This window comes from uncultured Parasphingorhabdus sp., assembly GCF_963677535.2.
Taxonomy (GTDB): domain Bacteria; phylum Pseudomonadota; class Alphaproteobacteria; order Sphingomonadales; family Sphingomonadaceae; genus Parasphingorhabdus.
Window position 1 is genome coordinate 456,492 of sequence record NZ_CAXXUT010000001.1, and the last position, 22,571, is coordinate 479,062.

20 protein-coding genes are annotated in these 22,571 nt (G+C 58.6%); 14 read left to right on the top strand and 6 right to left on the bottom strand.

Going from position 1 to position 22,571, the window contains the following annotated elements; translation table 11 throughout:
- The first annotated feature begins 58 nt into the window (after nucleotides 1–58).
- The 3 genes from ACHZCJ_RS02175 to ACHZCJ_RS02185 are packed head-to-tail and all read left to right on the top strand — an operon-like array spanning nucleotide 59 to nucleotide 4,364.
- Complete coding sequence (locus ACHZCJ_RS02175) at nucleotides 59–1,654, top strand: peptide MFS transporter (RefSeq protein ID WP_159643161.1); 1,596 nt, start codon at nucleotides 59–61, stop codon at nucleotides 1,652–1,654.
- A 17-nt stretch (nucleotides 1,655–1,671) separates the two neighbouring features.
- Nucleotides 1,672–3,072 carry an amidohydrolase gene (locus ACHZCJ_RS02180; RefSeq protein WP_321323505.1) on the top strand — a complete coding sequence of 467 codons (1,401 nt, stop codon included), beginning with the start codon at nucleotides 1,672–1,674 and terminating at the stop codon, nucleotides 3,070–3,072.
- The gene (locus tag ACHZCJ_RS02185) at nucleotides 3,069–4,364 is read left to right on the top strand and encodes an amidohydrolase family protein (protein WP_321323507.1); all 1,296 of its coding nucleotides are present in this window, start codon (nucleotides 3,069–3,071) and stop codon (nucleotides 4,362–4,364) included. Before ACHZCJ_RS02180 ends, ACHZCJ_RS02185 begins: the two co-directional genes overlap by 4 nt.
- A 3-nt stretch (nucleotides 4,365–4,367) precedes the next feature.
- Here the strand turns inward: ACHZCJ_RS02185 and ACHZCJ_RS02190 are convergent, their stop codons facing one another.
- A complete protein-coding gene (locus ACHZCJ_RS02190; protein WP_321323509.1) occupies nucleotides 4,368–5,360 on the bottom strand; it encodes an aldo/keto reductase in 993 nt (330 codons plus the stop codon).
- The gene (locus ACHZCJ_RS02195; RefSeq protein ID WP_321323511.1) at nucleotides 5,357–6,577 is read right to left on the bottom strand and encodes a cation:dicarboxylate symporter family transporter; all 1,221 of its coding nucleotides are present in this window, start codon (nucleotides 6,575–6,577) and stop codon (nucleotides 5,357–5,359) included. The genes ACHZCJ_RS02190 and ACHZCJ_RS02195 overlap by 4 nt, the downstream gene beginning before the upstream one ends.
- 172 nt (nucleotides 6,578–6,749) lie before the next feature.
- On the opposite strand from ACHZCJ_RS02195, the gene glmM reads away from it, so the two are divergent.
- From glmM to ACHZCJ_RS02215, 4 genes are read left to right on the top strand one after another with little or no spacing between them, the layout of a single operon-like run.
- Nucleotides 6,750–8,090 (top strand): phosphoglucosamine mutase, encoded by a 1,341-nt coding sequence (gene glmM, locus ACHZCJ_RS02200; protein WP_159643151.1) that lies wholly within the window; start codon nucleotides 6,750–6,752, stop codon nucleotides 8,088–8,090.
- Nucleotides 8,090–8,281 carry a hypothetical protein gene (locus ACHZCJ_RS02205; RefSeq protein ID WP_159643149.1) on the top strand — a complete coding sequence of 64 codons (192 nt, stop codon included), beginning with the start codon at nucleotides 8,090–8,092 and terminating at the stop codon, nucleotides 8,279–8,281. The genes glmM and ACHZCJ_RS02205 overlap by 1 nt, the downstream gene beginning before the upstream one ends.
- Nucleotides 8,278–9,051, top strand: coding sequence for a bifunctional hydroxymethylpyrimidine kinase/phosphomethylpyrimidine kinase (gene thiD / locus ACHZCJ_RS02210; RefSeq protein ID WP_236553858.1), 774 nt, complete (start codon nucleotides 8,278–8,280; stop codon nucleotides 9,049–9,051). Before ACHZCJ_RS02205 ends, thiD begins: the two co-directional genes overlap by 4 nt.
- Nucleotides 9,048–9,605: a ribonuclease HII gene (locus tag ACHZCJ_RS02215; RefSeq protein WP_321323517.1), complete on the top strand. Its 558-nt coding sequence runs from the start codon at nucleotides 9,048–9,050 to the stop codon at nucleotides 9,603–9,605. Before thiD ends, ACHZCJ_RS02215 begins: the two co-directional genes overlap by 4 nt.
- Here ACHZCJ_RS02215 and ACHZCJ_RS02220 read toward each other — a convergent pair.
- Both ACHZCJ_RS02220 and ACHZCJ_RS02225 read right to left on the bottom strand, forming a co-directional pair.
- Entirely contained in the window at nucleotides 9,602–10,663 is a 1,062-nt protein-coding gene (locus ACHZCJ_RS02220) for an acyl-CoA desaturase (RefSeq protein WP_159643143.1), read from the bottom strand. The genes ACHZCJ_RS02215 and ACHZCJ_RS02220 overlap by 4 nt on opposite strands.
- Nucleotides 10,664–10,670: 7 nt before the next feature.
- A complete protein-coding gene (locus ACHZCJ_RS02225; protein ID WP_321323519.1) occupies nucleotides 10,671–10,874 on the bottom strand; it encodes a hypothetical protein in 204 nt (67 codons plus the stop codon).
- A gap of 90 nt (nucleotides 10,875–10,964) precedes the next feature.
- Here ACHZCJ_RS02225 and ACHZCJ_RS02230 point away from each other — a divergent pair, with 90 nt between their 5' ends.
- The 4 genes from ACHZCJ_RS02230 to ACHZCJ_RS02245 all read left to right on the top strand — a co-directional run bounded on the left by ACHZCJ_RS02230 (nucleotide 10,965) and on the right by ACHZCJ_RS02245 (nucleotide 16,370).
- Nucleotides 10,965–12,116: a site-specific DNA-methyltransferase gene (locus ACHZCJ_RS02230; protein WP_321323521.1), complete on the top strand. Its 1,152-nt coding sequence runs from the start codon at nucleotides 10,965–10,967 to the stop codon at nucleotides 12,114–12,116.
- Between the two features lie 13 nt (nucleotides 12,117–12,129).
- Entirely contained in the window at nucleotides 12,130–13,263 is a 1,134-nt protein-coding gene (gene folP / locus ACHZCJ_RS02235; protein WP_321323523.1) for a dihydropteroate synthase, read from the top strand.
- A gap of 75 nt (nucleotides 13,264–13,338) precedes the next feature.
- Complete coding sequence (locus ACHZCJ_RS02240; RefSeq protein ID WP_321323525.1) at nucleotides 13,339–14,874, top strand: tryptophan halogenase family protein; 1,536 nt, start codon at nucleotides 13,339–13,341, stop codon at nucleotides 14,872–14,874.
- Complete coding sequence (locus ACHZCJ_RS02245) at nucleotides 14,871–16,370, top strand: tryptophan 7-halogenase (protein WP_321323527.1); 1,500 nt, start codon at nucleotides 14,871–14,873, stop codon at nucleotides 16,368–16,370. The genes ACHZCJ_RS02240 and ACHZCJ_RS02245 overlap by 4 nt, the downstream gene beginning before the upstream one ends.
- Before the next feature lie 935 nt (nucleotides 16,371–17,305).
- Here ACHZCJ_RS02245 and asd read toward each other — a convergent pair.
- Together asd and ACHZCJ_RS02255 are read right to left on the bottom strand one after the other, a co-directional pair.
- On the bottom strand, nucleotides 17,306–18,100 hold the full coding sequence (asd, locus tag ACHZCJ_RS02250; protein ID WP_394700012.1) for an archaetidylserine decarboxylase: 795 nt from the start codon (nucleotides 18,098–18,100) through the stop codon (nucleotides 17,306–17,308).
- Between the two features lie 81 nt (nucleotides 18,101–18,181).
- On the bottom strand, nucleotides 18,182–19,423 hold the full coding sequence (locus ACHZCJ_RS02255) for a threonine ammonia-lyase (RefSeq protein WP_394700013.1): 1,242 nt from the start codon (nucleotides 19,421–19,423) through the stop codon (nucleotides 18,182–18,184).
- 75 nt (nucleotides 19,424–19,498) lie between these two features.
- On the opposite strand from ACHZCJ_RS02255, the gene ACHZCJ_RS02260 reads away from it, so the two are divergent.
- The 3 genes from ACHZCJ_RS02260 (at nucleotide 19,499) to ACHZCJ_RS02270 (ending at nucleotide 22,488) form a co-directional block, all read left to right on the top strand.
- Entirely contained in the window at nucleotides 19,499–20,371 is an 873-nt protein-coding gene (locus tag ACHZCJ_RS02260; protein WP_321323533.1) for an NAD(P)-dependent oxidoreductase, read from the top strand.
- A 14-nt stretch (nucleotides 20,372–20,385) separates the two neighbouring features.
- A complete protein-coding gene (locus ACHZCJ_RS02265) occupies nucleotides 20,386–22,056 on the top strand; it encodes an amidohydrolase (protein ID WP_321323535.1) in 1,671 nt (556 codons plus the stop codon).
- A gap of 195 nt (nucleotides 22,057–22,251) precedes the next feature.
- Complete coding sequence (locus tag ACHZCJ_RS02270; protein WP_321323536.1) at nucleotides 22,252–22,488, top strand: hypothetical protein; 237 nt, start codon at nucleotides 22,252–22,254, stop codon at nucleotides 22,486–22,488.
- Nucleotides 22,489–22,571 lie beyond the last annotated feature (83 nt).

Consider the following 22,571-nt stretch of genomic DNA (forward strand, 5'->3'; position numbering starts at 1 on the left):
TGTGCGGGGCAACCGGGCCGGATTATGCGGCCCAAATCTATTGCCGGGGAGTATTTATATGGCGGGAGCGTATCTGGAATCGGGTGATGCAAGAGGGACATTCCTCGGACACCCCAAGGGCCTGTTTGTTCTGTTTTTCGCAGAAATGTGGGAACGTTTTTCCTATTACGGCATGCGCGCGCTGCTTATATTCTACCTGACCAAACACTGGCTCTTTTCCGATAGCGAATCCGGGATCATTTACGGTGCCTATACGGCGCTGGTCTATATCACTCCCGTTGTCGGCGGTTATCTGGCAGACAAATATCTCGGGCAGCGAAAAGCGGTGCTGTTCGGGGCGGTATTGCTGACGTTGGGCCATTTTTTCATGGCATTCGAGGGCGATGCGGGAGTCGGTCATGTCGACAACCCAATCATCAGCATATTCTGGCTGGCGCTCGCACTGATCATCGTCGGTTCCGGTTTTCTGAAAGCCAATATCTCGGTGATCGTCGGCCAGCTTTATCCCCGCACCGATGTGCGACGCGACGGCGCCTATACAATTTTCTATATGGGCATCAATCTTGGCGCTGCTTTGGGGTCGTTGCTATGCGGCTACATCGGTGAGACTTATGGCTGGGCTTATGGTTTCGGTCTGGCCGGAATCGGCATGCTGCTTGGCCTAGTCGTCTTCATCTGGGGCAAACCCCTTCTGCTCGGCCGCGGCGAAGCCAAGGATCCGGAACTTCTGAACAAGCCTGTGGGCGGACTGAAGCTGGAATGGTGGATGTATATCATCGGTCTGGTACTGGTCGGTGTCTGCTGGCTGGCCATTCAGTTCCAGGACATGGTCGGTTACGTGCTCGGCCTGTTTGGCGGCGCGCTGGTGCTCTATGTGCTGGTCACTGCGGTCACGAAGCTGGCATCCGATGAACGCGACCGTATCTTCGCGGCGATGTTCCTGATCCTGACTTCGATCATATTCTGGGCGCTGTTCGAGCAGGCCGGTTCTTCGCTGAACCTGTTCACCGACCGGCATGTTGACCGTGCCGGTGTTCCGGCCTCGACCTTCCAGTCGATCAACGCGATCTACATCATCTTGCTGGCGCCGGTATTCGCGACGCTATGGACCGTGATGGGCCGCAAGGGAATCGAACCCTCGGCGCCGTTCAAATTCGGTCTGGGTGTCGTCCAGGTTGGTCTTGGTTTTCTGGTTCTGGTCTGGGGCGCACAGTCTGCCGGACTTGAAAATGCAACGCCTGTGATTTTCATCTTCCTGATCTACCTGCTGCACACAACCGGTGAACTCTGCCTTTCGCCGGTCGGTCTGTCGGCTATGAACCGGCTGGCACCTGCGCATATGGCCAGCCTGATCATGGGAACATGGTTCTTCGCATCGGCAACCGGCAATTTCGCCGCAGGTCTCATCGCTTCCGCAACAGGCGCTGAAGGCGTGGGCGAGGAAGCCGGCAAGCAGGTTGTGCTGGATGTCTACTCCACCGTCGGCTGGGTAGCGATTGCCGTTGGCGTCGGGGTTCTCGTGGTATCGCCGCTGATCAGAAACCTGATGCATCTCGATACGTTGAAGGACGACAATGTCGGCGATGATCTGGAAGGCCAGCGGGAAGTGGGCGAACCACAGGCTGCTGGCGTCCATCCTTCGACCAAATCATAAGACTGAGTGGCTTTGCTATGAAATTTCGGGCTTTGCTGGCGCTGGTTGCTGGCGGATCGCTGTTGGCTGGCTGTACGGCCAATGCGGCGGATACAAAATCGGCTAGCACCACACCGCCCGTGAAATCGAGCAAACCGGCCAAGGTGGCATTTCCGTCGACTTACCGCGCCTATCCGTCAGCGCCCACCGCCATCACCGGCGTGACCATCTATGATGGTGAGGGCGGCCGGATCGAGCGGGGAACAGTGTTCATGGCGGGCGGAAAAATCTCCTCAATCGGCGGCCCCGACACGGCCATCCCGGCCGATGCGACGATTGTCGACGGCACCGGTAAATATGTCACGCCCGGCATCATCGACGTGCACAGTCATCTCGGCGACTATCCGACGCCGAGCGTATCGGCGCATGATGATGGCAATGAAGCGACCTCTCCAGTGACCCCGGAAGTCTGGGCCGAACATAGCGTCTGGCCGCAGGACCCCGGCTTCTCCCGCGCCATGGCCAATGGCGGGATCACGGCGCTGCAAATTCTGCCAGGTTCGGCCAATCTGTTCGGTGGTCGCTCGGTGACGCTGAAAAATGTGCCCTCGCGGACCGTGCAGGGGATGAAATTTCCCGGCGCACCTTATGGTATGAAAATGGCTTGCGGTGAAAATCCGAAGCGGGTTTACGGCAGCCGCAACCGCATGCCGTCGACCCGTATGGGCAATCTCGCGCTCAACCGGCAGACCTGGATCGACGCACAGGATTATCGCGAAAAGCGCAACGCCGGCAAGAGCCAGAAACGCGATCTCGGCAAGGAGACTCTGGCCGGCGTGCTCGACGGCGATATTCTCGTCCACAACCATTGCTACCGCGCCGACGAACTGGCCCAGATCATCGATATGTCGAAGGAGTTCGGCTATAAGGTTACGGCGTTCCATCACGCGGTCGAAAGCTATAAAATCGCCGACATGCTGGCGGAAGAGGGCATTTGTTCCGCCGTCTGGGCCGACTGGTGGGGTTTCAAGATGGAAGCCTATGACGCGATCCCGGAAAATGCGGCGCTATTGCAAAAGGCCGGTGCCTGCGTGATCATCCACAGCGATGACGAAAACCAGATCCAGCGGCTCAACCAGGAAGCGGCCAAGGCGCTGGCCGACGGCCGGGCGATGGGCATAGAGATCAGCGATGCACAGGCGATCCGCTGGATCACGCTCAATCCGGCGAAAGCCATGGGCATTGACGAGATGACTGGCAGCCTGAAGCCTGGTAAGATGGCTGATCTGGTCCTGTGGAACGGCAATCCGCTGAGCGTATACGCGCGGCCCGAAAAAGTCTGGATTGACGGCGCCCTGATGTTTGACAGTGGCGATCCCGGCCGCCGTCCGGTCAGCGATTTCGAACTCGGCCAGCCCGGTGAAGGAGACGTGAAATGAAGCGTTTTTCTCTGTTGCTCGCCTCCGCTGCAGCCCTGATTGCTGCTCCGCTTGCTGCGCAGACCACTGCCATTACCGGCGGCAAGGTCGTGATCGGCGACGGCAGCGCGCCGATTGAAGGCGGCACCGTATTGATCCGCAATGACCGGGTAGTCGCTGCCGGTGCCAATGTCGCCATTCCCGCCGATGCGCGGCGGGTCGATGCCAGCGGAAAATGGGTGACGCCGGGCATTTTTGCCGGATTCAGCCGGATCGGCCTGGTCGAAGTCGGGGCGGTCAGCCAGACCAATGATATGAACGCAAGCGGGTCGCCCTTTTCGGCAGCGCTGGATGTGCAATATGCCATCAATCCATTCGCGTCTGCCGTGGCCGTAAACCGTGCCGCCGGGGTTACCCGAGCGGTTGTATCGCCGAGCACCTCCGACTCCATTTTCGGAGGTTTCGGAGCGATAGCCGATCTCGGGCAGGATGAGGATCCGATCACCCGGGCGCGTGCCTTCCAGTTTGTCGAACTGGGTGAAACCGGTCACCGACGCGCGGGGGGCAGCCGTTCCGCTTCGCATATCCACTTCCGCGCGCTGCTCGATGAGGCACGCACTTATGCGCGCAATCCTTCAGCCTTTGACAGCGATCTGCTCAAGGCTTCCGATGCCAAGGCCTTGTTGCCGGTGATCAACGGCAACACCAAGCTGCTCGTCCATGTCGAGAGCGCCAATGACATTTTGAAAGTCCTCGACTTGCGCAAGGATTTTCCGGCCCTGAAAATGGTGCTGGTTGGGGCCAATGAAGGTTGGCGGGTGGCCGATCATATCGCCGCAGCAGGCGTGCCGGTGCTGGCTTCTGCCCTTGCTGACCTGCCTTATGGTTTCGAGGATCTGGCTGCTACCCAGTCCAATATCGGTCGGATGAAGGACGCCGGTGTCAAGGTTGCCATCGGCATGATCAATGACCGGGATGCGCACCAGCTCCGCTATTCGGTACAATATGCCGGCAATCTTGTTGCACTCAACAGGGTGCCGCGCGCAACCGGGCTGAGCTGGGACGAGGCTTTTGCCGCGATCAGCTCGGGTCCTGCAGAGATTATGGACATGGGCGGGCAACTGGGTTCGCTCAAGCCCGGCCGTCAGGCCGATGTGGTTATCTGGACCGGCGATCCGCTGGAGCTGTCGACCCAGGTGGAAAAGGTGATTATCGACGGTGTCGACCAGTCGCTCAGCAATCGCCAGATGCGGCTGCGCGACCGCTATGCCGATCCGGCACCGGGGGTCTTGCCAAAGGCCTATGACCGCTAGACGCTAGAGCCGGACCATCGACATCATGGTCTCGCCATAGCGCGGACCTGCGGTGCCCCCGACCGGTGCCGCAGCTTCCAGTTCGTCGAGATCGATTGTGGTGAGTTCGATATCGACCGCTGCCATGCTGTCTTCCAGCGTGGCCCGCCGCTTCGAACCGGGAATGGGAACAATGAAGTCGCCCTGCGCCAACAGCCACGCCAGGGCAATTTGCGCGGGTGAACAGTGATGCCGGGCGGCAACCGCCTTGACCACGTCTACCAGCTTCATATTCAGCGCGAAATTTTCTTCCGAATAGCGCGGATCATTGCGGCGATAATCATCCTCCGGAAGATCGTCACGGCTGCTGATCTGGCCGGTGAGAAAACCGCGGCCCAACGGACTATAGGGCACAAAGCCGATGCCAAGATCCTGACAGACCGGCAGGATATCTTCCTCGACGCCGCGCTCCCACAGGGAATATTCGGATTGCAGAGCGGCTATCGGATGGGTCGCATGGGCCTTTTTCAGCGTGGCGGCTCCGGCTTCCGACAGGCCGAGATAGCGGACCTTGCCCTCGGTCACGAGGTCGGCCATCGCGCCGACCGTTTCCTCAATCGGCACATTGGGATCGACGCGGTGCTGGTAAAACAGATCGATGGTGTCGATACCCAGCCGCTTCAGGGACCCCTCGCAGGCCCGGCGCACATTGGCCGGCGTGGAATCAACCCCGCGTACCTGAGCATCCTTGATCGCGAAACCGAATTTGCTGGCGATGATCAGGCGGTCGCGGCGACCGCTGATCGCCTGGCCCAGCAGTTCCTCGTTCAGATAGGGACCGTAGACTTCTGCGGTATCAAAAAAGGTGACGCCCAGCTCGATTGCCCGGTCGATGGTCGCCAGACTTTCGGCGCTGCTGGCCGCTCCGTACATGCTTTTGCCAATACCCGCCATCGGCATGCAGCCGAGACCGAGCGCTGACACTTCCAGTTCCGGTCCGAGTTTGCGATATTTCATGTCAAATCTCCTTCGCTTCTGCCGATTGTGGCGGTGACGCTCATATTGGTGCTGACATTGGCGACCGTCCGCATGATATCAGGAAAGGTCTCGATCGCCAAAAGCAGAACCAGTGGTTCGATGGGCAGGCCCATGGCGATACAGATGGGGGCAATGGATGTGATGAAGCTGATCGACCCCGGCAGGCTGACCGCTCCCATGGTGGTGATGGCGGCGACCACAACACCGATCGCCAGCATCGGGAAGGTTAATTCTATACCGATCAGATGGGCGATATAGATCGCCACCGCCAGATTCATACAGGGACCGGTCGCCCGGAAGAGGGCAACAGCAATCGGCAGGACGACATCGGCGGACCGTTCGCCCACACCCATCGCTTTCACACCGCTAACCATGGCCGGTAGTGATGCAAGCGAGCTTTGCGTTGAAATCGCGACCGCCTGGGCGGGGGCCGAGGCCTTGAAAAAGGCAATGGGGCCACGTCTCCCGCCGATATAGGTGAGGACATAGCTGAATATCCAGACCACAGCGCCGACGCTGCTGACGATCAGGACATAGTGAAGCAAGGCCCCGAAAGCTGCCAGACCGGCGGTGGCGCCGACACCCAGAGCCAGCGCGAAAACGCCGAGGGGGGCAAGCGCAAGCACCCACTGGATCAGGATCAGCAGGGCATTGGCAACCGCATTGAAAAACTGGTCGAGCATGAGCCGCTGCGCCTCCGGCAATTTGGTAATGGCAAAGGCGAATGCCAAGGCGAAGACCATCAGCGGAAGCACCGCATCCTCGGCTGCGGCCGCAATGGCATTGGTCGGGATCAGGGCGCGGAGAAATTCGCTGAACGGCGGGACGTCGCCCGGCGCAGCCGCGCTTCCCAGCGCGGTGCGAAGAGCCGCCGCAGCATCACCGTTAAGCGGAAACAGATCGAGCAAGGCAGGGGTAACCAACGCCGCCATGGCCGACGAACACCAGAGGATGAAGATCATGAACCCGATCGCCCGCGCGGTCATCCGTCCGGCGCGAGCCATGGATGCCGCCTTGCCAATTCCGACGATGAGCAAGGTGAATACAAGCGGGATGACCGTCATTCGTAAAGCATTGAGCCACATATTGCCGACCACATCGGCCGCTTCGACCAGCAGGACGTTTCGGGAACCGGCGTACAGGCCGGTCAAGATGCCAAGGACCAGAGCGAGCAATATGATCAGCGCTTTTTTCAATGGTTTGCCCCTTCATGGTATGGAAGCGGACCATCAACCATGGCGCGGCGGTGCTGGCAAGGGGCGATTGTTCGTAAAATTTGCTGTCATCGCCATTGTCTCTTGGTTTCCTGCCGATCCATCGGCTAGAGATAGGCGCAACGGGCGCGATCATGGCGGGACATAGTTGAATATGGCGAAGAAATTTTTTGGTACCGACGGCATTCGCGGTCTGACCAATGCACATCCAATGACAGCCGAAATCGCGATGAAGGTAGGGCAGGCCGCCGGTCGGCATTTCCAGCGGGGCAACCACCGGCACCGTGTGGTCATCGGCAAGGATACCCGGTTGTCGGGCTATATGATGGAAAATGCGCTGGTCGCCGGTTTTACCAGCGTCGGAATGGACGTTGTCCAGGTTGGTCCTATGCCAACGCCGGCAGTGGCGCTGTTGACCCGTTCGATGCGGGCCGATCTGGGCGTGATGATTTCGGCCAGCCATAATCCCTATTATGACAACGGCATAAAATTATTCGGGCCGGACGGATTCAAGCTGTCCGACGAAGATGAATTCACGATCGAATCCTATCTTGAAGAAGAGGCAAAACTTGCGCCGGCAGCGGATATCGGCCGCGCCAAAAGGTTCGAAGATGCGCGCGGCCGCTATATTCACGCCGTCAAAATGTCCTTGCCCGATCATATCCGTCTGGATGGCCTGAAGATCGTTTGCGATTGCGCCAATGGCGCGGCCTATCAGGTGGCGCCTTCTGCGCTTTGGGAACTGGGCGCCGAAGTTGTGACTCTCGGGATCAGTCCCAACGGTTTGAACATCAATGACAAATGCGGGTCGACGGATGTCGCGACCTTGCAGGAGACCGTCGTTGCTTCCGGCGCGCATATTGGTATCGCGCTGGACGGGGATGCGGACCGCTTGATCGTGGTCGACGAAAAGGGCCAGGTGGTCGACGGCGACCAGCTGATGGCTCTGCTCGGCTGGAGCTGGAGCCGGAACGGCCTGCTCCGCGGGGACGGTATCGTTGCCACGGTGATGTCCAATCTCGGGCTGGAAAGATTTCTCAACGCGCAGAATCTCGATCTCGTGCGGGCCAAGGTCGGCGACCGCTATGTTCTGGAGGAGATGAAGAAGGGCGGCTATAATGTCGGCGGCGAGCAGTCGGGGCATATGATCCTGCTCGATCACGGAACCACCGGAGACGGCACCGTTGCCGCGCTTCAGGTGCTCGGTGAACTGGTCGATAGCGGCAAACCGGCGAGCGAATTGCTGCATCTTTTTGATCCGGTCCCGCAATTGCTCAAGAATGTGCGTTACAGTGACGGCCAGCCGCTCGAGAGCGAAAAGGTCAAGGCGGTGATCGCGGAAGCGGAAAGGGAACTCGAAGGCAGCGGCCGTCTGGTGATCCGCAAATCGGGCACCGAACCGCTGATCCGGGTGATGGCCGAAGGTGACGACGAGGCTCAGGTAAATGCTGTCGTTGACCGGATTTGCGCGGTAGTAGAGGAAGTTGCGAGCTGATGCTGGGATTCCTCGACGCCATGGATGCCAGAACCATTGTGGTGATGGGACTGATCCTGCCGGTTCTCGTGACGCTGCTCGTCTATATCTTTGCGCGCGGTTTTTTCCGCCGGTTCTGGCTTCCCATCGTCCTGCTCGCCGGCGCTCTTGAATGGTTTTTAATCGTCCAGGTCGGGCCATTATTCCTGTGACCACTCGCTGTCCGCGGATATTGTCGATTGCCGGCTCGGACAGCGGCGGTGGGGCCGGTATCCAGGCGGATATCAAGACCATTACCATGCTGGGCGGTCACGCAATGACAGCGATCACTGCGATTACCGCGCAGAACACGCTCGGCGTGCAGGCCGTCCACCAGCTGCCGACCGAAATGATCATCCAGCAAATGGAATCCGTGGTCAGCGATATCGGAGTCGATGCGGTCAAGATCGGCATGATCGGGAGCGCGGAGGCAGCGCTGGCGGTGGCGGACTATCTGCAGAAGCTGGGCATCGCCATTGTCTTCGATCCGGTGATGATCGCGACGAGCGGTAGCATCCTGGCGGACGCAGAGACAATATCGGCGTTTGGCAAGCTGATGGACGTGGCATCAGTGGTTACGCCCAATCTGCCGGAACTGGAAGCGCTGGGCGGCAAGGATGAGATTTTAGGCCATGGCTGCCATCTGGTGATCAAGGGCGGACATGGAGAGGGGGCCGTGGTCATTGACGAGCTTCATGCACCAAGCGGCCTGGTCAGACGGATTGAAGGGAAACGGATCGATAGCAGCCAAACCCATGGTACCGGCTGCACCTTCGCCAGTGCGCTGGCGGTCGGTCTCGGTCGCGGACTGGCGTTGAACGCAGCGTTCGAGCAGGCCATATCATTCACCCGTATCGCGATTTTGGAAGCGCCGGGGCTCGGTGAAGGCAGCGGCCCGCTTGGCCACCAGTTTGTCACCGATTTTCAGGATGAGGAGCGGTGATCGCGGGCGTTGACGAAGTGGGCAGGGGGCCACTTGCGGGGCCCGTGGTTGCAGCCGCCGTCATCCTGCCCGACGATCGCATGATCGCAGAGCTGGATGACAGCAAGAAACTGACGGCAAAAAAACGGGCGCGGCTCGAGCAGCAGATCATGGATTGTGCCCGTTTCTCGATTGCCCAATGCTGCGAGGCCGAGATTGACGAGATCAATATCTTGCAGGCGACGATGCTGGCGATGACACGCGCGGTGGAAGGGCTGGATGCCGTCCCCGATCATGTGCTGGTCGATGGCAACCGCTTGCCGAAATGGACCTATTCAGCCGAAGCGGTGATTGGCGGGGACGCGCTGCATCCCTGTATTTCGGCCGCCTCCATTCTCGCCAAGGAATTTCGCGACCGGTTGATGATCGCCGCAGCCGAGCAATATCCGCAATATGGCTGGGAACGGAACAAGGGCTATGGCACGGCCGAGCATCTGGCGGCGCTCAGGCAATATGGACCGACACCACTGCACCGCAGAAGCTTCGCTCCAGTGTCCCAGATGGAATTGCTCTAGGCTTCGACTTCCGCGCGTTTTGGCGCGATCTTGCGCTCTGCCAGAACCCATTCGCCGCTCTCGCTCTTGATATATTTCGGTTGGCGGGTGACGTTCCACACCAGACCCATTTTCTCCAGCAGCAGCAGGATATAGCCAGCGATGTCGATCTCCCACCAGGCCATGCCTTGAAAGCTGGCGCGCGGATGCTTGTGGTGGTTGTTATGCCATCCTTCGCCCAGCGTCAGCAGCGAGAATATGAAGCTGTTCTTGGCAGTGCCCACACCCTTGGTATGGCGCTGTGATCCGACCACATGGGCGTAGCTGGAAATGCCGAGCGTGATCTGCAGGACGACAAATGTCCGGAAGTAACCGCCGATCAGGATAGTGCTGATTACATGGTCCCAGCCACCGAAAACAAGGCCCCAGATACCGGGGAAGATAATCAGCGAGAAAACCAGCCAGTACCAACGGGTCTTGTGCAGCCAGAGCACAACATCATTGTCGGCCAGGCCTTTGCCATAGATGCTGGTGTCGGTGACGCAATCGTCCATGAACCAGCCAAAATGGGAATGGAACATGCCCTTGAGCCTGCTGGTCGGGCGGCCGCGGCCATCGAGCCAGGGGCTGTGCACGTCTCCGATTTCATCGGTATGAGCATGATGTCGGCGGTGGTCGGTGGCCCAGCGCAAGACCGACGACTGGATCGACATCTGCGCCATTCCACCCAGGATATATTGCATCGGCACCGAGGTTTCGAAGGCCTTGTGCGAATAATAGCGATGGAAGCCGAGCACTATGCCGAGCATCAGTATGATATAGCCGGCGATGAAAGCCGACCATTCGACCCAGCCGGTATCATAGGTAAACATATACCAGATGGCTGCAATCGAGCCGAAAATCTTGGAGCCGAAGACAATCGCATATTCCTTGCGTTTCTCGCGTCCGGCTGCGCCGCCGACGATCACGCCGGGATGCGGACGGGGTTCGTCGCTTTCCTGGGAAATGCCATTTTCATGTTGATACTGATCGCGAAAATTGCGTGCCATCTGTTCACCGGCCCCTGGGCTGTTGCTCATCCGAGCTTTACTGGTTTTTACGTTTATAGTCCGAATGCGGCTTTTGTGAAACAAATTTGATTTTTGAAAAATTCCAGATTTTTTCCGAAGAATTTTCGCCAACGAGTCTTTTGCGCCACACCACTAGGGATTGAGTCGCGTCCGGCGGCGGCGACTCCATATCTGGTGACGGACTCGTTTCGTTCTCGTCGGCAAAGTTTCCGTTAACCATTAAGATACGCCTTTAACCTATGTTAACGGCCTTGACCGCGGGCGATTTGGGACTCACCACGGGCGCGATCGAAAAAAGGAATTGAGTTTCATGGGGATTATCGAGCGCATTCAGGCGCCCAAGACACGCACCGCGCCAAGCGCTGGAACACGTACTACCAAGAAGGCGGCCGAACTGCCGCTCGGGCAGATTCTGAAGATGGACTGTATCACGGCAATGGCATCGCTTCCCGATGCATCGGTCGATATGATCTTCGCCGATCCGCCCTATAACCTGCAACTGGGGGGTGATCTTTACCGTCCGGAAGGCGGGCAGGTAGACGCTGTGGACGATGCCTGGGACCAGTTTGACAGCTTTGCCGCCTATGATGCCTTTACCAAGGCCTGGCTGGCGGAAGCGCGACGCATTCTCAAGCCCGATGGTTCCCTGTGGGTGATCGGCAGCTATCACAATATCTTCCGGGTCGGCGCTTCGCTGCAGGATCTCGGTTACTGGATCCTCAACGACATCATCTGGCGCAAGGCCAATCCAATGCCGAATTTCAAGGGCACCCGTTTTACCAATGCGCATGAAACCCTGATCTGGGCGTCGAAATCGGAAAAGTCGAAATATACGTTCAACTATCGCGCGATGAAGAATCTCAATGACGAATTGCAGATGCGCAGCGACTGGGTAATGCCGATCTGCGGCGGTCAGGAACGGCTGAAACGCAACGGGACCAAGGCGCATCCGACCCAGAAGCCGGAAGCTTTGCTTTACCGGGTGATGCTGGCGACGACCAATCCCGGAGACGTGGTGCTCGATCCGTTTTTCGGCACCGGTACGACTGGAGCGGTTGCCAAGCGTCTGGGACGTGAATGGATCGGTTGTGAAAAAGAGGACAGCTATTGCGAAGTCGCCGAACAGCGCATCGCCGAAGCCCTGCCACTTGACGAAAGCGCACTCAAAACCATGCAGTCACCCAAAGCGAAGCCGCGGGTTGCTTTCGGAACGCTGGTCGAAACCGGCTATCTGAAGCCTGGTGACGAACTGTGCAGCAAGAACCGCAAGTTCAAGGTCAAGGTCCGGGCGGACGGTTCGGTAATCTGGGAAGGCCAGGAAGGCTCGATCCACAAGATCGGTGCGGCCGTGCAGGATGCTCCGAGCTGTAACGGCTGGACCTATTGGTATTACAAGGATGGCAAGGACCTGAAGCCGATCGACAATCTGCGGCAGACCTATTTGCTGGCCACCGAACCCTGATAGGGGTGACATCATGAGCCAACTGGAAGAACTGGAAGCATGTGGAGCGGATAGCAGGCTCTATCTGAAACCTGTTGGACTGGTAGATAGTCCGCAATGGCATACCGATAAAAACCAGCGTTTAAACAATAGTTTAACTTGGTTTTCTCAGATCGAATATTTGATAGTCGAGGCCGGTTGTCCAAACCGGCGAGGTCTGGTCAATATCACGCAATGGCCGGAATGGGCGCATGCGCTTCCGGAGCCGCTGGCGCAGCGCGCGGAGACATTATTCGCCAATCTTACCCGCCAGCACCCGGCGCTACAATGTGGTGACCGGACGATCCGCTTTGATCAACCGCATGTCATGGGCATCCTCAATATAACGCCCGACAGTTTCTCCGACGGCGGCAAGCACCAGGATGATCCGGAAAAAGCGGCCGAAGCCGGTCTGGCGATGGCGGTTGCCGGGTCCTCGATCCTCGACATTGGCGGTGAGAGCACGCGGCCCGGTGCCAATCCGGTCTGGGAAGGCGATGAAATCAAGCGCGTGGTTCCGGTCGTCGAACGACTGGCCCATTGCGGTGCTGTCCTTTCGGTCGACACGCGCAAGGCGGCGGTGATGGAGGCAGCGATCGCCGCAGGCGCGCATCTGATCAACGACGTCTCGGCCTTGCTGCACGACAAGAGGTCGCTCGAAGTGGCCGGCGTGTCCGGTCTCCCGGTGGTCTTGATGCACGCGCCCTCCAGCGGCAAGGACCCGCACAAGGGCGAGGGCTATGGCAATATCGTCACCGATACGCTCGACTGGCTGGAGCAGCGGGTCGCCGAGGTGGTCGCGGCAGGCTTCGAGCGCGACAAGATCATCATCGATCCGGGCCTCGGCTTCGGCAAGTCACTAACCGACAATCTTGCCCTGATGAACAATATCGCGATGTTCCACGCGCTCGGCCAGCCGTTGCTGATCGGTGCCAGCCGCAAGCGGATGATCGGTGCGCTAGCCAAGGAAGCGCCGGTCGACCAGCGGCTCGGTGGCTCGATCGCTTTTGCCCACCACGCCATCCAGCAAGGCGCACAGATCGTCCGGGTGCACGACGTCCCCGAAACGGTTCAGGCCATGCAGATATGGCGCGGGATGCGTGATGCCGGGGTTACCGCACCGCGCTGATTATCCGTTTGGCGAAAGGGCAATAATCGGGCAGTCTGTCCCTTGTCTTGATCAAGCAAGCATCGGGGAAACGCATTGAAAGACCGCTCCGAACAAAGCATCCGGGAGATTGTCATTGTCGGCGGCGGTACGGCGGGCTGGATGACGGCAGCTGCGCTTTCCCACAGGCTCGGAACGACCGGTACGAATATCCGTCTGATAGAATCGGCGGAAATCGGCACCGTGGGTGTCGGCGAGGCAACGCTACCGCAAATTCGCGACTTCAACCGGATGCTCGGGATCAAGGAAGCGGAACTGATGGCGCGAACCAGCGCAACCATCAAACTTGGCATAGAGTTTCGCGACTGGGGCAAGACAGGTGATCACTATATCCACCCGTTTGGCGTGCACGGCGAACCGATCGGTCCGGCTGACTTTCATCATTACTGGGTCGAAGCACGGGCGGAAGGCGCGGCGGAAGAATTCGGCCGCTACAGCCTGCCCATCGAGGCGGCACGGCGCCTGAAATTCAATCTGCCGCCGGGCAATCCGGACTCGCTTTTGCAGTCTTATTCCTATGCTTTCCAGTTTGATGCCAGCCTCTATGCCGTGTTTCTCGCCGAATATGCAGAGGCGCGCGGGACCCGACGGATCGAGGGCAAGGTCGTGTCGGTAAAATGCGACGGAGACAATGGTTTCATCCGCTCGCTCACGCTTGAATCCGGCGAGCAGATAACGGGTGACCTGTTCATTGACTGTTCCGGCTTTCGCGGACTGCTGATCGAACAGGAACTGCAAACGGGCTTTGCCGACTGGAGCGACTATCTGCCTTGCAACCGGGCTTTTGCCGTTCCCTGCGCGATCGGCGATCCGGTCGGTCCGTTCACCCGCTCGACTGCCCGCTCTGCCGGATGGCAGTGGCGCATTCCGCTGCAGCACCGGATCGGCAACGGTCATGTCTATTGCGACCGCTATATCCGTGATCAGGACGCGGTCGACATGCTGATGGACAATCTGGAGGGCGAGCCGATTGCAGAACCGAAACAACTGTTCTTCAAGACCGGCAAGCGCAAGAAATTGTGGAACCGTAACTGCATCGCCATCGGCCTGTCCGGCGGTTTTCTCGAACCGCTGGAATCGACCAGCATCGACTTGATCCAGAGTGGAATCATGAACCTGCTCGCATTGTTTCCCGAAAAGCAGTGCGCCGCTTCGGATGCCGACGAATATAACCGGTTGATGGATCTTGAATTTGATCGTGTGCGTGATTTTCTGATGTTGCACTATGTACTCAACCAGCGCGAGGAGCCGTTCTGGCGGGACATGCGGGAGATGGCCTGGCCTGACAGCCTGCGCGAGAAGGTCGAAGCGTTTGAACGGCGCGGACTGGTCCCGCAATATGATCAGGGTCTGTTTCAGCCAGCAAGTTGGCTGTCCGTCTTCATCGGCCAGAATCTCCTTCCCGAAACCTGGGATTTGCGGGTTGATGCCATGGCTGCTGATCGCCGTTCTGCTGCGCTTCAGCGGATCAAAGCCGCGATTGATGATAGTGCCGGGCGGATGAGCGAACATCTCGCCTTTATCGAAACTTATCGGGCTAAATTTGCTGGTTCGAATGGGGACATGCAATGAGCGGAGAAAAGCAACGGGTAAGGCGGATCGCTCTTTTCGGAAAGAGCTGCGAGCTTTGGCCGGTCGCGGCCTTGCTCGCTCATGAATTGCCGGACAATATCGCGCTGGTTCTGGTAGAAGACGCGGTCCCGGTCGAACCGGCGGCCGTTACCATCCGCCTCGATGATCCGCTGCTGGCGAGGCTTGGTGTCGGTGCCGAGGACCTGCAAAAGACCAATAGCGCGGTTTTTACTCTGGGATGCGAGTTAAGGGACTGGCAGCATGGCGACAGCCGCTTTTTCCTGGCCGGGTCGGGGACCCTGCCGGCGGTCGATGATATCGCTATTCACCAGATCATGCTGCGGGCGGCGGAGCTTTACGACCAGCGAGAGCGACTGCCCTATCTCTACCAGCCCTTTCGATTGCCCGCCCGGGCCTTGGCAGCCGGCAAATTCGCGTTTCAGTCCCCCGATCCGCGTTCCCCGCTCAACATGTTGAGACCAACCGTCCAGATTGACCGGGCCGAATATGCCGCAATGTGCAAACAGCGTGTTGACCGGACGCAGGCGAAGATTGTCGAGGCCAGGCCACAGGCCGTGAATATGTGCACGGATAGCGGAACCATCCGCCGGATTTCACTCGACAACGGCGCTGTCGTGGATGCCGATTTCTTTATCGATCTGTCCGGAGACCTGAGCCGGCTGACCAATGATATCCTGAATCCGGATTGGACCTCCATCGCCGGACGGCTGCCTTTTGACCGGTTGGTATCTGCCAGCAAAGCCGGTCCATGGTGCGGGGACGACAACCATGTTGTGGCGCAGGCGATCGAGGGAGGATTGCTTATCAGCGCGCCGCTGCGCGAAAGCAACAGCGTGCAGCTCCTCTACCGGTCCGGTATTATGACCAGTGAAGAAGCGCAGGCGCTTGTCGGCCGCGATGCTCAGGAGAGCCGGCTGGATCCCGGCTATTGCGGGCGACCCTGGAACGGCAATCTCGTGCGACTGGGCAGTGCCTCGGCTTGTCTCGGGCCCTTTTTATCTGCCGACATGACGATATTGCATCAGCAGACTGTCATTCTTGCGGATCTGCTGCCCAATCGCTCCGGCATGGCGGTCGAGGCCAGGGCATTTAACCGGCGGCAGCTGACCGTTGTGGAGCAGATACGTGATTTCATCCTGTTGCCCTTTGCGCTCAACGGGCGGAGCGATGGACCATGGTCAGGCTTTGCCTCGCAGCCAATGCCGGACAGCCTGGCCAAAAAAATTGATCAGTTTCGGAGCCGGGGCCGGTTCGTCGCCTTTGAAGGCGAAATATTCGACGAGCAGAGTTGGATCGACCTGATGATCGGCTTTGGCGTCGTTCCCAGGCGTGTCGATCCGATGGCGCTTTCGCTGGATATGACGACGATGCCCCGCCGGTTGAAGATTCTCACCGGTGCCTTCGACCGGGTGCTCGCCGCCATGCCGTTGAGCGGAGATGTTCCCGATCGCCACGGCTTCGAACCGTTCACTTGATCCGGTCCGTCCGTTCCACCTGCCGGACGTCAAGGACCGTTTTATCGAGGTTGGTGGTCAGACGCTTCAGATCTGGCGCGGCATGCGCGATGCCGAGGGTACCACAACCGTTTGGACTAGGTACGCGATATCTCGAAAGCGGACGGCATTCATGGGTTCGTGGGGTGGCCGGGATTGGGTGGGGAGCAGAAATTGACATCTGCGATTTTTAACGGCGGCTTCGTTTCGAAAGCGGACATTAGGCCTGCATCATATAGATTTTTCGTTTTTGCGCTCAAGCTTGAGTTGTCGAGGTCGATAAACTTCGTGATACCACTGTATGGTTTTCGGAACCTCATCGAGAAGTTTATCAACGTCTTGCCATCTTTTTGGCCATGGAAATCGTTTGTACGAGTTCGTTGGAAAACGGATACCGGCCAGCCACAGTTTTTCGACTTTCCTCCACTGCATGATGTTGGATTTTTTCGGAGCTTTGAACGATCTACCCATCAATGCTAGCGGGGAGCTACAGTTCGGGCAGGGTGCTAAATCGTCTCGCGGTTCGACTTTGAAACTCGTGCGACAACTAAAGCAAGCATGTGCAACCAAATAACCACCTCTTCGGTAATCATTTTTGGCTGGAGGGACGATTGCTCTTGAACCAGTTTTCTTTCTGATTTACATTCGTCGAGCTTTTTCTTGCTTTGTCGTCATGATCGCATCTTAAGATACAATATTGGCCGCTGCAATTAAGGTCTCCTTTTGCGCCCAAAGCGGACACTAGAGCCAGATATCATGAATGACCGATACTGGGGCGTTAGCCGAAGGCCCCACAAAGCGAGCGCAATGTCTGCTTTGCCGGTATCTCAGGCTAAATGCTGAAATTCCTGAGACCATTGTGGACTAACCGTGCGCACGCGCGCTCGGCTCTGTGTAACATCAGCTATCGATAGACGTCAAAAACCGGGACGATGGCCCATTGTTTCGCCGAGCCGTACCGGTCGCTCCGGCGCCCAGTCGGCGGAAAAAGCGATGGTGTTCGGACGAAACAGCATGACTACCGTAGAGCCGAGCAGGAAACGTCCCATCTCCTCGCCCTTTTCGAGCGCGATATTCTGGTCGGCATAGGTCCACTGCGTGATCTTGCTCGCTGGCTTTGGCTTGACGACGCCGTGCCAGACCGTTGCCATGCTGCCAACGATGGTAGCACCGACCAGGACCATCGCGAACCTGCCATGCTCCGGTGAATCAAACACGCATATCACCCGCTCGTTTCGCGCGAACAGGTTGGGCACGCCGCGCGCCGTGGCGGGGTTAACGGAAAACAGTGCGCCTGGTACATAGGTCATGCTCTCGAGCCTGCCGTCACAAGGCATATGGATGCGATGATAATCCTTGGGCGACAGATAGACATTGGCAAAGCTGCCGTTGCGAAATTCTGCTGCCAGAGCTGTATCGCCGCCCAGCAACGCGGTGGTCGTAAACAGATGACCCTTTGCCTGAAGGATATGGTGGTCATCAATAGCGCCAAGCTGACTGATCGCGCCATCCACCGGGCAGGCAAAATCCGCTTCCGTAATCGGTCGCGCGCCGGCCTTGAGCGGGCGGGTGAAGAAGGCGTTGAAGCTGTTGTAGCTGGCGATGTCCGGATTTCCGGCCTCGCTCATATCGACCGCATATTTGCCGATAAACCAGCGTATCAGCCGGGTCGTCAGCGCACCCCGTTCCGCCTCGGCAATGCGACCGGCCAAGCTGGTAAGGCCCCGCTTTGGCAGGATGTACTGGGACGCGACTTTCAGACGTTCGAACAATTTTTCACTCGCATCAATCGCTCAATCGGCCAGTTCTACCTGACGCACATCATAGCCCGCCTTGTTGAGATCGGCGATCAGGCCTTCCAGTTGCTCCCGGTCCTTGGCTTCGCATTCGATGTCTGTGATCAGGCCCTTTGCCGGCAGGTTGGTAAACACCCGCTGGTGATAGACCTCGATGATATTCACTTCATGCTCGGCAAATTGCTTCACGACATTGTACAGCGCGCCGGGCTGGTCGCGCAGATGCAGGCGGAGACGGGCGAGGCGGCCCGAACGGGCGAGATCGCGCAGCAGGACATTGGCCAGCAGCCGGGTGTCGATATTGCCGCCACACAGGACGAGGCCGACTTTTTCGCCGGCGAATTTTTCCTTGTTGGCGAGCAGCGCCGCGAGACCGGCGGCGCCGGCACCCTCGACCACGGTCTTCTCGATCTGCAGCAGCAGGCTGACCGCGCCCTCGAGTTGGGCTTCGCTGACCAGCAAAATCTCGTCGATATATTTCTGGATGATTGCGGCGGTAAATTCGGAGGGATTGCGCACGGCGATACCCTCGGCCAGCGTGTCGCCGCCGGCGGTGACGGGCTTGCCGGTCAGCTTGCCATACATGCTGGGATAGAGCACGGCCTGGACGCCGGTCATCTTGATATCCGGTTTCATGGCGCTGGCTGCGGTTGCCATGCCGGAGAATAGCCCGCCGCCGCCGATCGGGATGATCAGGCGATCGAGATCGGGAATGGCTTCCAGCATCTCGATGGCCACCGTACCCTGACCGGCCGCGACACGCGGATCGTCGAACGCGTGGATATAGGTCAGGCCACGCTGGTCAGCGAGCTCCATGGCATGGGCGTAAGCTTCGTCATAATTGCCACCAAAGATGACGATTTCGGCCCCATGGCCACGGGTCTGCTCGACCTTCACCATCGGTGTGGTGCTTGGCATGACGATAGTCGCCGGAATGCCAAGTTTCTTGGCGTTATAGGCCAGCCCCTGGGCATGGTTGCCGGCGGATGCGGCGATGACGCCGGCCTTGCGCTTGCTTTCATCCATCAGCAACAAGGCGTTCAGCGCGCCCCGCTCCTTATAAGCGGCGGTGAACTGAAGATTCTCGAATTTGAGATAGACCTCGGCACCGCTCAGTTCGGACAGGGTAATGCTCTTCAGCGTCGGCGTATGGACGACACGATCCTTGATCCGGTCGTGGGCGGCTTTGACGTCCTCGAAATCGAAGGAGGGAAGGGCGGATTTTTGCATATCATTCATATCGCCTGTGCCCCTAACGCATCTGGTCATCGAGGGAAACAATGATTATGGCCGTGCAACAGCTTGGGGAATATTATGGCAAAAATTGCATTTATCGGGATCGGGGTGATGGGTGGCCCGATGGCCGGACATCTGGCTGCAGCCGGGCACGAACTTACCGTCTATAACCGGACCAGGGCCAAGGCCGAGACATGGGTGGCCGAACATGGCGGAAAAATCGCCGAAAGCCCCGCCGAGGCAGCGCGCGACAAGCAGATAGTAATCACCTGTGTCGGCAATGACGATGATCTTGCCTCAGTCACCATGGGACGCGATGGCGCCTTTTCGACGATGGCTGCCGCTGCCCTGTTCATCGACCACACAACCGTATCGGCACGGATTGCCCGGCAATTGTCGGTAGAAGCGGAGGGGCGCGGAATCCATGTCGTCGACGCACCGGTTTCCGGCGGTCAGGCCGGCGCGGAAAACGGCACTTTATCGATCATGTGCGGTGGCAGCGCAGAAGCCTTTGCCGCGGCCGAACTGATCATGACCGCTTATGCCGGGCGGATCGTCCATGTCGGTCGTACCGGCGCCGGCCAGACGACAAAAATGTGCAACCAGATCGCCATTGCCGGAGTACTGGAAGGCCTGTCCGAGGCGCTGCGCTTTGCCCAGGCCAGCCGGCTCGATCTCGACAAGGTTTACGCGGCAATTTCCGGCGGTGCAGCACAAAGCTGGCAAATGGACAATCGCTGGGCGACCATGGCCGAAGACAAGTTCGATTTCGGGTTTGCCGTCGACTGGATGCGCAAGGATCTGGGGCTGGCGATGGAAGAAGCCCGGACCAATGGTGCGACGATCCCGGTCGCGGCGCTGGTTGACCAATTTTATGCCGAGGTGCAGGCCGCCGGCGGCGGGCGCAATGATACGAGTTCATTGATATCCCGCCTCCCGAAACGACAATAGAGAGGGTGCAGGATATGATCGGCGGGTTGAAGAAAACGGGCGCGATTTGCGGCGCGATAGCAGCGAGCATTTTCCTTCTGCCCGGTGCAGCACTGGCCGACAGTCTGATTGAAAATGTCAACGGCATGACGCTCGACGCCGAAGGCAAGCTGATCCGCTTTGCCGCGCTGCTGGTTGACGACGAGGGCAGGGTGAAGCAACTGCTAGACCGCAAGGACAAGCGGCCGCGCGAGGTGGATTTCCAGTTTGACGGCAAGGGCCGCACGTTGATCCCCGGCTTTTTTGATGCGCACGGCCATGTCATGGGCATGGGCTTTGGCGCACTGACGCTGGATCTATCCGATAGCAGGACGCTGGACGAAGCGCTCGCCAAGATCGCTCGATATGCTGCTGATAATCCGGGCAAGCCCTGGATCATCGGCAATGGCTGGAACCAGGAAATCTGGGGGCTCGGTCGTTTCCCGACGGCGGCGGAGCTGGATGGCGTGGTCTCCGACCGCCCGGTATATCTTTCCCGCGTCGACGGACATGCGGCCTGGGTCAATGGCGCAGCGATGAAGGCCGCAGATGTCTCGAATTCTACCAAATCACCCAGCGGCGGCTCGATCGAGAAGGTCGGTGGCAAGCCAACCGGTATTTTCGTTGATGCGGCAATGACATTGTTCGAGGCTGCGATCCCCGCGCCGCGTCCGGTGGAGCGCGATCTGGCGTTTGCCAAGGCGCAGGGAATTTTGCTGGCCAATGGCGTGACGTCGATCGCCGACATGGGCACGACGATGCAGGACTGGCAAAGCTTTCGCCGGGCAGGGGACAAGGGCCAGTTGAAGATCCGGATCATATCTTATGCCTCGGGTATCGAGGACATGGTCGCGATTGCCGGCCCGGCGCCTTCACCCTGGCTCTATGAGGATCATCTGAAACTGGCAGGGGTCAAATTATATCTCGATGGTGCCCTGGGTTCGCGCGGCGCTCTGCTGAAACAACCCTATGCGGACAAGCCCGGCGAACGCGGGCTGGCGATGCTCGGATCGGCGCAACTCAAGAACAAGATGAGCCGCGCCGCCATGGACGGCTTCCAGACCGCGGTCCATGCAATTGGCGACAGGGCCAATGACGAGATTTTATCGGCGGTTGAGGAATTGCGGGTCACCTACAAGGGCGATAGGCGGTGGCGGGTTGAGCATGCGCAGATCATCGACCCGGTCGATATCGGCCGTTTTGCTGCTACCGGCACGATTGCCTCGATGCAGCCGGTGCACCAGATTTCCGACCGGCTGATGGCCGAAGCGCGGCTTGGGCCGGGCCGCCTGAACGGTGCCTATGCTTGGAAATCACTGGCCGATTCCGGTGCCCGCCTGGCGTTCGGTACCGATGTTCCGGTGGAATCCCCCAATCCCTTTGCCGGGCTGGCGGCGGCGATGACCCGCGAGGATGCCGACGGTCAGCCGTTCGGCGGGTGGATGCCGGCAGAGCGGCTGAATCGCGTACAAGCCTGGCAGGCCTATACCTATGGCGCGGCCTTTGCTGCCTTTGCAGAAGATCGGCTGGGAACGCTGGAACCCGGTAAAAGGGCGGATTTTCTGATAGTCGAGCAGGATATCATGCTGGCGACACCGGCCCAGATCCGGGAAATGCAGGTCATGCAGACATGGATAGCAGGCAAGCCTGCCTATGTCCGGAAGTGATCATTCGGGCCGGATAGGGAATGGTTTTTCGATTGGCCAATCAGTTTCGCAACCTTGTTGCGACGAATCGGCAATTAGGATAAATAAGGTTTCACGGAGGCTGACTGTTTGGGAAAGCCTCCGGAATTCAACAGGGCGCATCGAAGTTCGGTTCCGGACTTTTAAATCTTACACAAGACCTGATTGGAGCATTATATGAAATTCGCTACTATGGCTGCCAGCCTTGCATCCCTCACGTTGGCCGCTTCCCCCGTTGCCGCGCAATCAAGCAACAGCGTTTCCTCTGCTATCCAGCGGACCGACGCTACGCCAGGAAGTCTCGAAAAGCTGGAAGGCGAAAATGGCATTCTGATCGCGCTTCTGGCGGCTGCTGCGGTGATCGCGGGCATCATCATCATTGCCGACGGTGACGATGAGCCTACAAGCCCCTGAGCCGACAGGACAAATATGTTCTGAAATGAAAACGGGGCAATTTTTGCCCCGTTTTTATTGCAATTGCCTGATCGCTATTATTG

Bases quoted from the DNA above. Each gene is read 5' to 3' on its own strand.
- ACHZCJ_RS02175 (WP_159643161.1), top strand. From the start codon at position 59: ATGGCGGGAGCGTATCTGGAATCGGGTGATGCAAGAGGGACATTCCTC.
- ACHZCJ_RS02180 (WP_321323505.1), top strand. From the start codon at position 1,672: ATGAAATTTCGGGCTTTGCTGGCGCTGGTTGCTGGCGGATCGCTGTTG.
- ACHZCJ_RS02185 (WP_321323507.1), top strand. From the start codon at position 3,069: ATGAAGCGTTTTTCTCTGTTGCTCGCCTCCGCTGCAGCCCTGATTGCT.
- ACHZCJ_RS02190 (WP_321323509.1), bottom strand. From the start codon at position 5,360: ATGAAATATCGCAAACTCGGACCGGAACTGGAAGTGTCAGCGCTCGGT.
- glmM (WP_159643151.1), top strand. From the start codon at position 6,750: ATGGCGAAGAAATTTTTTGGTACCGACGGCATTCGCGGTCTGACCAAT.
- ACHZCJ_RS02205 (WP_159643149.1), top strand. From the start codon at position 8,090: ATGCTGGGATTCCTCGACGCCATGGATGCCAGAACCATTGTGGTGATG.
- ACHZCJ_RS02220 (WP_159643143.1), bottom strand. From the start codon at position 10,663: ATGAGCAACAGCCCAGGGGCCGGTGAACAGATGGCACGCAATTTTCGC.
- ACHZCJ_RS02225 (WP_321323519.1), bottom strand. From the start codon at position 10,874: ATGGTTAACGGAAACTTTGCCGACGAGAACGAAACGAGTCCGTCACCA.
- ACHZCJ_RS02230 (WP_321323521.1), top strand. From the start codon at position 10,965: ATGGGGATTATCGAGCGCATTCAGGCGCCCAAGACACGCACCGCGCCA.
- folP (WP_321323523.1), top strand. From the start codon at position 12,130: ATGAGCCAACTGGAAGAACTGGAAGCATGTGGAGCGGATAGCAGGCTC.
- ACHZCJ_RS02245 (WP_321323527.1), top strand. From the start codon at position 14,871: ATGAGCGGAGAAAAGCAACGGGTAAGGCGGATCGCTCTTTTCGGAAAG.
- ACHZCJ_RS02255 (WP_394700013.1), bottom strand. From the start codon at position 19,423: ATGAATGATATGCAAAAATCCGCCCTTCCCTCCTTCGATTTCGAGGAC.
- ACHZCJ_RS02260 (WP_321323533.1), top strand. From the start codon at position 19,499: ATGGCAAAAATTGCATTTATCGGGATCGGGGTGATGGGTGGCCCGATG.
- ACHZCJ_RS02265 (WP_321323535.1), top strand. From the start codon at position 20,386: ATGATCGGCGGGTTGAAGAAAACGGGCGCGATTTGCGGCGCGATAGCA.
- ACHZCJ_RS02270 (WP_321323536.1), top strand. From the start codon at position 22,252: ATGAAATTCGCTACTATGGCTGCCAGCCTTGCATCCCTCACGTTGGCC.